The organism is Bifidobacterium sp. ESL0820, assembly GCF_052606235.1.
Genome location: NZ_CP199594.1, coordinates 1451223 through 1465329 on the forward strand (window position 1 = coordinate 1451223; position 14107 = coordinate 1465329).

The window sequence follows — 14107 nt, forward strand, 5'->3', positions numbered from 1 at the left end:
GGCTACCGACGACGGTTTATGCCTTGGCCACGAACAGACGGGAGACAGCCATCGACAGGGCCACAGCCAGGCCCATGGGCATGAAGGCCATGACCGGCAGATGGCAGACCTCCATCAGCATGGCCATGGCCATGAGCGGAGCCTGCTGGGAGGCGGCCAGCAGGGAGGCGGCGCCAATCACGGCACACTGCCAGACCGGCAGGCCGGGCACAAGGCAAGCCAGCAGCAGGCCCAGAACAGCGCCCATGGCGGACCCCAGGGCTATGGACGGCGTCAGGGTGCCGCCGAAGGCCCCGGCACGGATGGTGGCTGTGGTCAGCAGGGCCTTGGCCAGTGCGAAGAGGGCCAGCAAGGCGAGCGACTGAGCCAGCTGGAGTCCCGAGAACCCTGCAGACAGGCGCTGATCCATGCCCATCTGAGCCAGGGCCCGACCGTTGCCCAAGACCTGTGGAACGGCCAGGGCGACCAGACCGGTCAACAGAGCTACCCCCGTCAGCTGCCAGATGGCTGCAGGACCAGTGGTTCTATGGGCCTCAGCCCAGGAGGTCATCCGCCGGAATCCGGCCCCCAACAGCCCCATGACCGGTCCGATCAGCAGAACCACTGCCATGAGCCAGGGCCGGAAGGGCTCGGAGCCGACCTTATAGTAAGGAGCAAACCCCTTGATGGATCCGCCGACCAGGGTAGCCAGGGCTGACATGGCCAGATTGACCGTGACCACTTCGGCATCCACTCGCCGCAGCAGCACCTCGATGCCGAAGAAGGCACCGGTCAGAGGCGCAATATAAATGCCAGCGAAACCCGCACCAGCAGCCGAGGCGACCAGCAGCGGACCGTCCTGATCACGCAGTCCAAGTCGCCGACCCAGCCTGGTCCAGAGACCGCCCAGCAGGGCCCCGGCCTCGCGCGGGGCCACCTCTCTGCCGATGGAGCCGCCGGCAGCCACAAAGAAGATCTGGGTGAGCACATGGACCACGGTCCGCCCCGGGGGCATGGGCACGCCCTTGACAGCCTGGCCGACCGAGGGAACCAGTCTGGTTCTCGTCCGCAGCCAGGCCCAGACTAGACCGGCCGCCAGCCCGGCAATGGTCACCGAGGCCAGCCTCCTGATCGGCGGCACCGCCTCAGCCGTGGGAGCCTTTGGAGTCTCAGCGAAACCCAGCAGGCCGACCTGGGTCAGCTCGAAGAACCTTGCCAACAGGCCCGAGGAAAGTCCGACCAGCAGGCCCAGGCAGAGCACCGAGACCGCCAGGCCCCAGCTGCGGGGAAGCTGGAATCCGCGACTGGACCCTGGAGCCTGGTCAGGCTTTCGTTGGATATGCACAACCCCAATCTAGCGGAAGCAACCGCCAGCAGAGCGTCAGCCCAAACAGCCTTTCCGTCAGTCCGTCTTGTTCTTGAGAGCCTCCCGCAGGAAGTCCCGCTGCAGAATAAGCAGGTTCTCGGCCACGGTCTCGTCATTGGTCATGTGGGTGATGCCGGTCAGCGGCAGGACCGTATGGGGACGGCCGGCCGCCATCAGAGCGCCGGAGAGCCTCAGGGTGTTGGCCACGGAGACGTTGTCGTCCGCAAACCCGTGGATCAGCATCAGCGGGCGGCGCAGCGAGGGGGCGTCATCAATGATCCCGTTGCGGCGGTAGACGGCCGGGTCCAGACCTAGATAGCGCTCGGTGTAATGAGTGTCGTAAAGAGTCCAGTCCGTGGGCGGGGCGCCCGCGCAGGCCGCATGGATCCGGTCGGGAGCCCGCAGGACCGACAGGGCCGACAGGAAGCCGCCATAGGACCAGCCGATCATGGCCACATGTCCCAGGTCTGCCTCAGGAGCGAAGTCCGGCAGGGTCTCCAGAGCCTCAAGCTGGTCATCCAGAGTCACCTGGGCCATGTCCTCGAAAATGGCCCGATCCCAGGCAGGCCCACGACCCGGCGTGCCCCGGCCATCCGCGGTCAGGACCAGGAAGCCCTGATCCGCCCACCACTGGGACTCCCAGTAGTAGGACTGGTTGAAGACCACCTGCTGGGCGCCCGGCCCGCCGTAGGGCTTGAGCAGGACGGGCAGGCTGTCGGCGCTGGCGTAGGGGCTGGATTCGGACGGTCTGACGATGGCTGCGAACAGCTCGTGCTGGCCCATACGCACGAAGTCCACGTTGGGGGTGAACCCGGGATCGCTGCTGGTGTCGGCCAGGACGGCGCTCATGGCTCCCTGGCTATTGATATGACCGGCATCCACGGCCCGCCGATCAGGACGATCCTGATGCTCATGCCGCACAGCTTCGCCAGTCTGCTTAGCGCTGCTGTCGGGGCGGGCTTCACCCACCAGGCCCAGCCCTTCAGCACCCAGGCGGTCCAGATCCCCGTCTGCTCCCAGGTAGCAGTGGCGCACCTGCCCCTGCGCCGAAGCCATGGTCCGGCCGCTGACCACGATGCCATGGCCGGCTCGCGAGGCGGACCACACTCCGGGCAGACGGTTGAGCACATGAATGGAGCCGTCATAGCCCAGGCGCATCAGGTCGAAGCTGCGGGGGTCAGTGGAGACCACCGCCAGCACATCGCGGTCCTCCACGGACAGCACCTGTCGAATCTGGCAGCCAGCAGGAGAGAATACCTTTCCGTCCAGGCGCAGCCGCGTGGTATCGGCTTCTGTATCGATGAAGGCATCCACCAGCCCGCCCTGGGGCTGGTAGGCCGGCAACCCCGGCACCAGGTCGATCCACTGGTCGTTGCCATGCTCCTGCAGCACCCTGGTGGCCACCTTGGGCGCCGCCTCGGGATCAAGCAGGGTCATATTCTGCCCCGGCTCCAAGCCCTGACGTGCATCCGGCACCTGCACATCCAGAATCCTGTCCTCGGTCTGTCGACGGTTCTGAACCAGCAGCAGGGGCCGATGCCCCTCCTGCCAGCGGACCACGGCCAAGTACTCGAAGGCCTGATGATCCCAGTCCACCTCGCCCACCCAGGGGTCGGCGTCATCCTGGCCCAGGAGGACCAGGCTCAGTCCGACGCGGGCGTTGGCGGTCAGAGCCTGGGGATACCGCCGGGCGCGTGGCCCGACCTGGGGATTGGCCGGATCGCTGATGTACCAGATCGGCTCTTCGGAGGAATCAGTGTGCTCGACCAGCAGCGCCTTGGAATCCGGCGACCACCAGAATCCCTGGTAGCGGTCCATCTCCTCGCCGGCCACGAACTCGGCCAGCCCCAGCCGCATTCGATCATCGGTGCCTGGGCGCAGGGCCAGGACAGCCCTTTCTCGATCCTGCCCGGCATCCTGCCCGATAGTGACCACCATCAGCCGGTCGCCAGTCGTATAGGCCACCATGGTGCCGTCCGGACTGATGGCAGGATTGAGCACGGCCGAATCGCTGTCTTCCAGGCTCAGGGGCCGCGTGGAGGCGGTGAGACCATCGGGGGCTATCAGTGAGAGCCAGAGCCGACCGCCCAAGGCAAAGACCACCCGATCCCCGGCAGCATCCACACTGTAATCGACAATGCCCTCGCCGCCCTCCCGCGAGCGCTCCCTGCGAGCCAGCTCGGCGGCCGGCACCTGTTCCTGGTCCGCATCATCCAGCAGGGCCCTAGGGTCGGCCAGGAGCACCTCATGGTGGCGGCCATCCTGGTCAAAGACGGACAGCCAGAGCCCGGTCACCAGGTCTTCAGGTCCGTCGGAGCGTAGAAAGACAGCCCGTGAGCCGTCCCCCACCGCCAGGGCCGACCGTGGCGCACCCAACGTAAACCGCAGGGTCCGGGCCTTGGCCCGCGGATATGCCTCCATCGCCCGATCCACCTCTTCGGCCATGCTCGCTCCTCGACTATCTCTGACATGATCCCCATGATCATGCGTCTGCCACGATGATAAGCGCCCAGGTGCCAAAGGGGAATTCGAATAGCTCAACTGCGATGCGCCGCCCAGCCCGCAGCAGACGTTAATCGTTCTACATGAGAAATTCTTATCGTCGAATATGGCCTATTCCCGGACTTCGGCCGGCCGATGACCATTCCGTGCGCTAGAATTATAGCGTGTTGTCGCCAAAGACTGGTTGATGATGCCTGTTTCCCAGGGGTCGGGGTGTCAAGGCAGGACACCCCATGAATGTATCTGGGGAGCAACCGACAATAAGAGAAAATAGAGGTAACCAATGAATATCATGGTTCGTATCAAACGCGCATGCGCAGTACTCGCTGCCGGCGCCACCCTGGCAGGCGGCCTAGCGTTGCTGCCTACCGTGGCCCAGGCTGTCGAGAGCAAGAATGTCCAGACCAAGGCCGCTACTTACCAAGTCGATTTTCACGACACCGGTGCTGGAACCGTGATTACTCGTACTACCGGCACAGACGGCAAGCTGAAACTCGAAGATGTCCCAACGCCTACACTGTCCGATGAGTTGACCGAGCAGAATGTGAAACCTGACGGCTGGGTTGAGGATCCAACAGACCCAGATCAACATCCGATCGACTTCGCCAATCATGTTTTCACCGACAAGGCCGATCTCTATCCTCACTTCGTGGTGTTAGACCCCGCCGCCATCCCCACTTACACGGTCACTTTCATCAGTGTGAATCCGGAAAATATCGAAGATACATATATGGACCCGGTCGAAACCAATAGTGAGGGAAAGCTATCCAAGGAACCCACGGTTCATAACTTCGATGGTTACACCTTCGACGGTTGGTTTAGCGATAATGGCGGATCCCGTTACGTCCCCGGTGGCACCTACACCGCAGACGCTGTTTTCAGGGCCAGGTACACCAAGGTGACCACTCCCAACGAGCCTAACAAGCCTGGTCAGACCGCTCCGGTTGACAACAACACCAAGCAGCCTGCCAAGGACAACAAGGCTCCCGCCAAGGATCCGGCTAAGAAGGACGCCAAGAACAACAACACTCTGGCTCAGACCGGCGCCGACGCCGTGGCTCCTCTGGCCATCGCCGCTGGCCTCTGCCTGGCCGCCGGCATCACCCTGGGTCTGCGTCGCAAGCTGGCTCTGTGAGCCTGCAGGCCTCGGCCTGACCCATGATGATTGAAGTTCAAAGGCCCCTTGGTCCATTGTGGCCACGGGGCCTTATCCATGCCCAGCAGTCGCGGTCGTTCGAACCTGTTCATTGAAGAAATTGCAAGCATCCGACCGCCCATTACCCCCTTCCGGCAGGGTCACGTACTATGAAAGGGTTATATGGAAAGGGATGACTATGAGCGTTCTCGATCGTTTCGAGAAGAGCGTGGAAGGCGCCGTTAACGGCGTCTTCTCGAAGTTCGGCTCCAAGGACCTACAGCCCGTCGACCTGTCGAGCGCCCTCGAGCGTGAGATAGACTCACAGGCCATGCCCGTCGGTCGCGACCGCACCGTGGCGCCCAACGAGTATCGGTTCAGACTATCCACCCCCGACTTCGACCGCATCGAGCAGTGGGGTTCGGAGGCACTGGCCAACGAGCTGGCAGACAACCTGACCAAGTACGCCGAAAGCCAGCACTATGCCTTCGTCGGCCCGGTCGTGGTCATTTTCGAGGAGGACCTCAACCTGAACAAGGGCGACTTCCACCTGTCTGCCGAGTCGGTCCAGGGCAACGCGGCACCCGTCACCACACCCGAGGAGTCCAAGGACTGCCCGGTGCTGGAGATCAACGGCCGCCAGTACCTGCTGACCGCCCCCATCACCACCATCGGCCGCGGATCCTCCTGCGACATCGTCATCGACGACGCAGGCATCTCCCGCCGACACCTGCAGATCGAGATCACTGACAAGGGCGTGGTAGCCCGCGATCTGGGGTCCACCAACGGCACCTATGTAGAGGGACATCAGGTTCCCGCAGCCACCCTGCTGGACGGCAATACCATCACCATCGGCCGTACCCGCATCCTCTACTGGGCATCGTCGCAGGAACAGGATTCGTAAGTCGCCCAGACCTTGAAGTAAGGTCGAATCATTATGCTGACTGAACTGACATTCGCCATCCTCAAATACGGATTCCTGGCTCTGTTATGGGTATTCGTCTGGCTGGCCATCCGTTCACTCCGCAAAGACATCGAGACTTTCAGCCCCAAGACCTCTCATACCCGCCGACGCAGCGAACGCGCAGCCCAGGGCAAGCTTCCGGCGGCCGCCAGATCCGTACCTATTGCCCCGGTCAGCAAAACAGAGCCTGCAAGTGACGACCCCTCTTTGTTGGTAGTCATTGACGGACCTCTGGCCGGCTCATCCACACCGCTGTCCGGACGGCCAATTACCTTGGGACGCTCCTCCTCGAACACCCTGGTGCTGGACGACGAGTTCGTCTCAGGCCATCATGCGCGGGTCTACCAGGATCCTGCATCGGGCCGATGGGCCATTGAGGATCTGGGATCCACCAACGGCACCGTCGTCTCGGGGCAGAAAATCACGGCGCCGACAATCCTACCGGCGGAGGTTCCCGTACGCATCGGTGCCACCACCTTCGAGTTGAGGTAGCCGCCCATGACCAGGAACGATGCGAGCCAAAAGCTGTTCCTCTACTCCACGGCGGTTTCAGACGTGGGGTACGTGCGCAGCAACAACCAGGATTCTGCCTTCGCCGGCGAGCGCCTGGTGGCCATGTGCGACGGCATGGGCGGCCACGCAGGCGGGGATACGGCCTCGACCATAGCCATCCGATCCCTGGCCCACATCGAACGCGACGACCGTGAGCAGGACGTGCAGTCCCTGGCTCGGATGATGGAGACCTCGGTCATCGCAGCCCATGACGCCATCGTGGGCAAGGCCAAGCGCGAACACCGGCTGTCAGGCATGGGCACCACGGTCACGGCCCTGGCTCTGGCCGACGACTCCTGGGTGCTGGCCCATATCGGGGACTCCCGGGGCTACCTCCTGCGCGATGGCAAGCTGATCCGGATGACCCAGGACCACTCCTACGTGCAGCACCTGATCGACACCGGCCGCATCTCCCCGGCCGAAGCCCGCAACCACCCTCAGCGCAACGTGGTCATGCGGGTCCTGGGGGATTTCGACATCGACCCCCGTCCGGATATCTCCATCACCAAGGCCATGCCCGCAGACCGCTGGATGATCTGCTCGGACGGCCTCTGCGGCGTTCTGGAGGATTCGACCATCGCCGAGGTGCTGTCCACGGTCTCGGACCAGGCGGAGTGCGCCCAGCAGCTGGTCACCTTCGCCCTGAAGGCCGGCAGCACCGACAACGTGACTGTGGTCATCGCCGATGCCACGCTGGCCTTGGACGCCGATGCCTTTGACCTGCCCCATCAGACCCCTCTGGTCGGTGGCGCCGCCAGCTCCAACCTGGAGGCCCTGGCCGACATCCTGGATGAGCCCGTAGCGGCTGCACCGCGCCTGCGCGACCAGTCCCGGGAGTCCCCCGCCAAGCGTGCCGCCGATCTGGCCCAGGACCGGGATACCGCCAAGCAGGAGGACGAGGACGAAGATGGCCGCACCGCCCAGCCTTCGGCTGCCCGCGAGGAGAGCGGCGAACGGCATGTGCCCGACACCAGCGAGATCCCCGTCGTCCGCAAGAAGGACGGCTCGGCCTCAGCCGACCCCTATGACCCCGACGTGGCTGACGCCATCCACAAGGAGCACCTGGAGCAGCGCAAGCGCCAGCGCTCCCGGCACCGGAGAATTCGACTGATCCTGGCCGGCATCATCACCCTGGTAATCCTTGCCCTGGCCGGAGGCACAGGCGCCGCCTATCGCTGGAGCCAGGAACAGTACTACCTGGGCACGGATCAAGGCCATGTGGTCATCTACCAGGGTGTGCCCACCAAGGCCTTCGCCCTCTCGCTGTCCCACCCGGTGCAGACCACGGACATCGCCGTCAAGGGGCTGCCCCAGTCCTGGCGTGACCAGCTGGAAGAGGGCATCACCGTCTCCAGCATGGACGACGCCCAGGAGCACGCCAGCCTGATCCGCAAGGAGGCCGGCGACCTCAAGCGCGAGCGCGCCAAGACGGCTGCTTCCCCGTCAGCCTCGTCCTCGCCGTCGAAAACCAGCCAGGACGGGCGGCACTCGTCATGATCGCCATCCGTCTGCGCCGCATAGGCCTTCTGCTCTTCTCCCTGCTGGTAGGGTTCATCGGCTTCTTCCAGATGTTCGCCCGCTCGGCGGGCCGCTTCCCTGGAGACTACGCCGCCCTGCTGGCAGTCACCGCCGCCCTCTTCATCGCCCTCTGGGTCCTCTTGGAGATTTTCCAGCCTTATGGCAGCCAGGCCATCCTGCCCAGCATCGTCATTCTGAGCTCGCTGGGCATCACCCTGATCACTCGCATAGATCTGCGCAACGCCCGGATCGGCCAACCCACACGAGTGGGCTTCACCCAGCTGATCTGGCTGTGTCTGGCCCTGGTCCTGTGCGGACTGCTGGTCGTGCTGCTGCGGGACTACAGACTGCTGCGACGCTTCTCCTATGTGAGCATGGTGGTGGGCCTGGTCCTGCTCCTGTCGCCCATGCTTCCCGGCATCGGCCGCGAGATCGGCGGCGCCCGCATCTGGATCGGCGTAGGGTCGCATACCCTGCAGCCCGGCGAATTCGCCAAGCTCTTCCTGGCCTTCTTCTTCGCCGCCTACCTGTTCGACCACCGAGACCAGCTGGCCGTGGGCGGCAAGAAAGTGCTAGGCATGCGGATGCCCCGAATCAAGGATCTGGGCCCCATCATCATCGTCTGGCTCATTTCGCTGGCCGTCCTGGTCATTCAGCATGACCTGGGCACCTCGCTGATGTACTTCGCCATGTTCGTCTCCATGCTCTATGTGGCCACCGGCCGCACCAGCTGGATCGCCATCGGCTCGGTCTTCTTCGTCATCGGGGCCGTGGCCGCATCCATGATCTTCGCCCATGTGGGCGCCCGCGTGGACGCCTGGCTGCACCCCTTCAGCGACGCTGAGTTCAGCAAGGCCTTCGGCGGGTCCGGCCAGCTGGTGCGCGGCATCTTCGGCCTGGCCGCCGGCGGGCTGACCGGCACCGGCCTGGGCCAGGGACGCCCCTGGATCACCCCCCTGGCCAACTCCGACTTCATCTACACCTCGGTCGGCGAGGAGCTGGGGCTGAGCGGCCTGCTGGTGATCCTGGCCCTCTACCTGGTCATCGTGGCCTCGGGCATGATCACGGCCATGAAGATCAAGGACGGCTTCGGCAAGCTCCTGGCCTCCGGCCTGGTCTTCACCATGGCCTTCCAGGTCTTCACCGTGGTGGGCGGCATCACCCTGGTCATCCCCCTGACCGGCCTGACCATGCCCTACATGGCGGCGGGCGGCTCCAGCCTGGTGGCCAACTGCATCCTGGCCGTCCTGCTGATCATCATCTCCAACGCGGCCAACAAGCCGGCGCCCGAGGTCAGCTCAGACACCTTCAAGTACGAGGCCCTGGCCGTCCTGCGCCAGCAGGAGACCAGCAAGCGCAGCGGACAGGACGACTCGGACCATAACGATTCGGACCAGGACGAGGAGACCGACCTGCCAGCCACCGGACGCATTCCCGCCCGCCAGGTGCGAGGAGGTGGACAGTGAACAAGGCCCTGCGTCAACTCTTCAACGCCGTCATCGTCCTCTTCGTCATCCTGGGGCTTTCCAGCTCCATCATCATGGTGATCCGGGCCGGGAGCCTGAACTCGGATCCGCGAAATCTGCGCGCCCTCTACCACGAATATGCGGCACCCAGGGGAGCCATCCTGACCTCGGACGGCGCCGTCATTGCCCAGTCCGACCCCATCAACGACTCCTTCCAGTACCAGCGGCACTACAACAAGGGGGCCGTCTACTCGCCCATCACCGGCTACTACTCCATCACCAGCCCGGCCGACCGGGGAATCGAAGCCTCGCGCGACCGCCTGCTGAGCGGCCAGTCCGACAGCCTGTGGATGGACCGGCTCAAGTCCCTCTTCACCGGAACCCAGAACAAGGGCGCCTCCATCGAGACCTCCATCAATCCCGGCATGCAGGAGGCGGCCTATACCATGCTGGGCAACCTGTCCGGATCGGTGGTGGCCATCGAGCCCTCCACCGGCCGCATCCTGGCCATGGTCAGCACGCCCAGCTACAACCCCGGCGACCTGACCGCCCACGACAGCGGCGATGCCTCCCAGGCCTACCAGAAGCTGGCCTCCCGCTCCGACAACCCCATGCTCAACCGGGCCACCTCGCAGCTGTATCCACCCGGGTCCACCTTCAAGGTGGTCGTGGCCGCCGCCGCCCTGGAGTCCGGCCAGTACCACCCCGACAGCCAGCTGCCGGCAGGAGCCTCGTACACCCTGCCCGGCACCAACTACAACCTGACCAACGCCACAGCCACGGGCAACGGGGTCAACGGCAGGATCAGCATGGAGAACGCCCTGGCCTACTCCTCCAACACCGCCTTCGCCCAGCTGGGTGTCAGCCTGGGCGGCAAGACGCTGGCCGAGCAGGCCCGCAAGTTCGGCTACGGCTCCACCATCACCTTGGACGGGACCAACTCCACGGGCCGGCCCATGAAGGCTGTGGCATCCAAGTTCCCCGAGGACCAGTCCCAGGACCGGCTCGCCCTGGCCTCCATCGGCCAGGGGGACACCCTGTCCACCCCCATGCAGGCGGCCATGACGGTCGCCGCCGTGGCCAACGGTGGCAAGCTCATGCAGCCGACCCTGGTTGACCGGGTGCGCTCCAGCGATCTGAGCGTCATCAGCGAAACCACGCCCTCGGTCTACTCACAGGCCTTCTCATCAGATACCGCCAAGGCCCTGACCACCATGATGGATGCGGTGACCACCAAGAGCTACCCGGAGCTGGCCATCCCCGGCATGCAGGTGGCGGCCAAGTCCGGCACGGCCCAGATCGGCGCGGGCAATGCGGCAAATGACGGGTGGATGGTAGGATTCGCCCCGGCCGATAACCCCAAGGTGGCTGTTGCCGTCGTGGTGCATGGAATCTCCTCCTATGGCATGGAGATCGCCGGGCCAATCATGAAACGCGTCATGCAGGAGGCTGCCAAGTGAAACTGGTACAGGGACAGCTCATCCATCGACGGTACCGTCTGGACCGCCGTCTGGCCCAAGGGGGCATGGGCGAGGTCTGGAAGGGCTACGACATCGAACTGGGCCGTGTGGTGGCCATCAAGGCCCTGCGCGAGGACCTGACCAACGAGGAGTCCAAGCTGCTGCGGCTGCGGGCCGAGGCGCACAATTCCGCCAACCTGGCCCACCCCAACATCGCCGCCCTCTTCGAGTACTACGAGCATGACGGCATCGGATTCCTGATCATGGAATACGTGCCCAGCCAATCCCTGGCAGACATCTACCGGGACCGGGGCGCCCTGGACCCCATCGAGCTGCTGCCCATCCTGATCCAGACGGCCCGGGGGCTCTACGTGGCCCACTCCCACGGTGTCATCCACCGGGACGTCAAGCCGGCCAACATCATGGTCTCCGACACCGGCGAGGTCAAGATCACCGACTTCGGGGTCTCATACTCCACCAACCAGGGGCAGATCACCCAGGACGGCATGGTGGTGGGCACGGCCCAGTACATCTCGCCCGAGCAGGCCCAGGGCCTTCAGGCCACCCCCCAGTCAGACATTTATTCCCTGGGCGTGGTGGCCTACGAGGGGCTCTGCGGGCACCGGCCCTTCACCGGCGCCACCCCGGTGGACATCGCGGCGGCACACGTCAACGACCCTGTGCCGCCGCTGCCCGACTCGGTGGACAACCAACTCATGAACTTCGTCATGTCCATGCTGGCCAAGGACCCGCGGGACCGCCCGGCGAATGCACTGGTGGTCTCGCACACACTGGCCAGGATCGAGCAGCGACTGCTGGATCAGCAGGTGGGCGAGACGGAGGTCATCAATCCACGCGCACCCATGCCTCGACGCATTATGAGCAGGCCGCACGCGGTAAAAGACATCTTCAGGCCCTTCTGGGGGCACTATGGAGAAGGAAGCGCACAGCGCGGCCTTGAAGCGACGAACGGAGGGGATACCCTATGAGCATCACACTGCCGCCGTCCCTAGCGGACGGACGATACCGTCTGGGACAGCTGATCGGACGCGGTGGCATGGCCGAGGTCCACAAGGCTGTGGACACACGTTTGGGAAGGACCGTCGCGGTCAAGATCATGCGATCCGATCTGGCCAACGACGAGGTCTTCCTATCGCGGTTCCGGCGTGAGGCCCACTCGGTCGCCCTGCTCAACAACCCCAACATCGTCTCCATCTACGACTCGGGCGAGGAGATACTGACCGACGACCAGGGCAACCATGAGCGGGTGCCCTACCTGGTCATGGAGTATGTCAAGGGCCAGACCCTGCGGTCCATCCTCAAGGAGAACGGCGCCCTGAGCCAGCGCGACAGCGAGCAGGTCATGCTGGGCATGCTGAGCGCCCTGGACTACTCCCACCACATGGGCGTCATCCACCGGGACATCAAGCCCGGCAACATCATGATCTCGGAGCAGGGCATCGTCAAGGTCATGGACTTCGGCATCGCCCGGGCCATGGACGACTCGGCCGCCACGATGACCCAGTCCCAGGGCGTGGTGGGCACGGCCCAGTACCTGAGCCCCGAGCAGGCCCGCGGCGAGAGCGTGGACATGCGCTCCGACCTCTACTCGGCCGGCTGCGTCCTCTACGAGATGCTGACCGGACGGCCGCCCTTCAACGGGGATTCGGCCGTGGCCATCGCCTACCAGCACGTCACCGAGGTGGCCACTCCGCCCAGCAGCATCGTGCCCGGCCTGCCGAAGATGTGGGACTCCATCTGCGCCAAGGCCATGGCCAAGGACCGCCAGAACCGGTATGCCACGGCCTCCGCCTTCAAGAGCGACATCCTGGCCTTCATGAACGGCGGAACCCCGGTGGCTGCCGCCTTCAACCCGCTGACCGACCTGGCCAACGTCAAGGCCCGCAAGGATGCCGAGCAGGGGACTGAAACGGCCACCATGCCGCTGACCGAAGAGGAGACGGCCGCCACCCAGGCCTTCAACCCCGTCCAGGATTCGCTCAACCCTGCTGCCACCGGCGTAGCCACAGCTGAGCGCACAGCCGCCAAGACGGCCCAGCAAAAGGCCAAAAAGCGCAAGAAGATCATCATCGGCGCCGTCCTGGGAGCCTTGCTTCTGGTAGCCGCCGGGCTGGGTCTCTGGACGGTCGTGAACCGGAACCATCATCAGATGGCCGAGGTGCCCACCATCAACGCGCAGATGTCACGGATCCTCGCCCGCGAGAAGGTCACCGCCGCAGGCTTCCACTACCAGGAGAAGGAGGACCACGACTCGGCCGAGCCCAAGGGGACCTTCACCAAGCAGAGCCCCAAGGGCGGAAGCATGGCTCCCAGGGGCTCCACAGTGACCGTCTGGTTCTCCTCCGGGCCCAAGGACACGGCCATTCCCGACGTCAAGGGCATGAACCAGCAGGAGGCCCGCAGAACCCTGGAGAAGGCCGGATTCAAGGTCTCCCCCGCCGCCTCGGTGGAGGACAGCCAGGACGTGCCCAAGGACCATGTGACCCGCACGGATCCCGCCGCAGGCCAGAGCGTGGCCAAGGGAACCAGCATCCTGATCTACATCTCCTCGGGCATGACCAAGGTGCCTGATCTGTCTGGCAAGACCAAGGACGACGCAACCAAGACCCTGCAGAGTCTGCACTTCAACATCACCATCCGCGAGCAGGCCTCCAACACCGTGGCCAAGGATATGGTCATCAGCACCGATCCGGCTGCCGGGTCCTCCGTCCAGCAGGGAGCCATGATCACGGTCACCGTCAGCAACGGCATGCAGTTGGGCAACTACATCGGCATGACCCTGGGCGAAGCCAAGCGCACCCTGGGCCAGGGGGTCAAGATCACGGTCAACGGCCCTGGCAACGACAACGCCGAGGTCACCGGCCAGGATCCTGCCGCAGGCGCCTCCTTCGACAAGTCCAAGGACACCATCACCCTGACCACAGCCATCCGCATCCCGCCCTTCTCCCAGGGCGAGACCTTGGGCAGCTACCGGCAGAAGCTGACCAACAGCGGTGTCAGCGCCGACAGGATCACCTCCATCGGCAAGGACACGGACAAGGTGACCGCTGTAAACCCATCGGCGGGAAGCAGGGTGGACGACAACACACCCATCACGGTGACCACCATCAGCTCCGCCAACTGACCTGATATGGCCCCGGCGGG

At 64.5% G+C, this 14107-nt stretch carries 10 protein-coding genes; 8 read left to right on the top strand and 2 right to left on the bottom strand.

Translation table 11 applies throughout. From position 1 onward, the window contains the following. Nucleotides 1-16 precede the first annotated feature (16 nt). Entirely contained in the window at nt 17-1324 is a 1308-nt protein-coding gene (locus ACUIAH_RS05770) for a chloride channel protein (RefSeq protein ID WP_445340641.1), read from the bottom strand. 57 nt (nt 1325-1381) lie between these two features. Next, a complete protein-coding gene (locus ACUIAH_RS05775) occupies nt 1382-3790 on the bottom strand; it encodes a prolyl oligopeptidase family serine peptidase (RefSeq protein ID WP_445340642.1) in 2409 nt (802 codons plus the stop codon). A gap of 349 nt (nt 3791-4139) precedes the next feature. On the opposite strand from ACUIAH_RS05775, the gene ACUIAH_RS05780 reads away from it, so the two are divergent. The 8 genes from ACUIAH_RS05780 (at nt 4140) to pknB (ending at nt 14087) form a co-directional block, all read left to right on the top strand. Further along, on the top strand, nt 4140-4982 hold the full coding sequence (locus tag ACUIAH_RS05780) for an InlB B-repeat-containing protein (RefSeq protein ID WP_445340643.1): 843 nt from the start codon (nt 4140-4142) through the stop codon (nt 4980-4982). Nucleotides 4983-5181: 199 nt separating this feature from the next. Then, complete coding sequence (locus ACUIAH_RS05785) at nt 5182-5886, top strand: FhaA domain-containing protein (protein ID WP_015021121.1); 705 nt, start codon at nt 5182-5184, stop codon at nt 5884-5886. 36 nt (nt 5887-5922) lie between these two features. After that, nucleotides 5923-6438, top strand: coding sequence for an FHA domain-containing protein FhaB/FipA (locus ACUIAH_RS05790; RefSeq protein ID WP_373312927.1), 516 nt, complete (start codon nt 5923-5925; stop codon nt 6436-6438). A gap of 6 nt (nt 6439-6444) precedes the next feature. After that, nucleotides 6445-7995, top strand: coding sequence for a BofC C-terminal domain-containing protein (locus tag ACUIAH_RS05795; RefSeq protein ID WP_445340644.1), 1551 nt, complete (start codon nt 6445-6447; stop codon nt 7993-7995). Then, nucleotides 7992-9482, top strand: a complete 1491-nt coding sequence (locus ACUIAH_RS05800; RefSeq protein WP_445340645.1) for an FtsW/RodA/SpoVE family cell cycle protein — start codon at nt 7992-7994, stop codon at nt 9480-9482. Before ACUIAH_RS05795 ends, ACUIAH_RS05800 begins: the two co-directional genes overlap by 4 nt. After that, nucleotides 9479-10942 (top strand): peptidoglycan D,D-transpeptidase FtsI family protein, encoded by a 1464-nt coding sequence (locus tag ACUIAH_RS05805; RefSeq protein WP_445340646.1) that lies wholly within the window; start codon nt 9479-9481, stop codon nt 10940-10942. Before ACUIAH_RS05800 ends, ACUIAH_RS05805 begins: the two co-directional genes overlap by 4 nt. Next, a complete protein-coding gene (locus ACUIAH_RS05810; RefSeq protein WP_024627542.1) occupies nt 10939-11931 on the top strand; it encodes a serine/threonine-protein kinase in 993 nt (330 codons plus the stop codon). The genes ACUIAH_RS05805 and ACUIAH_RS05810 overlap by 4 nt, the downstream gene beginning before the upstream one ends. Continuing rightward, on the top strand, nt 11928-14087 hold the full coding sequence (gene pknB, locus ACUIAH_RS05815; RefSeq protein WP_121913886.1) for a Stk1 family PASTA domain-containing Ser/Thr kinase: 2160 nt from the start codon (nt 11928-11930) through the stop codon (nt 14085-14087). The genes ACUIAH_RS05810 and pknB overlap by 4 nt, the downstream gene beginning before the upstream one ends. Nucleotides 14088-14107 lie beyond the last annotated feature (20 nt).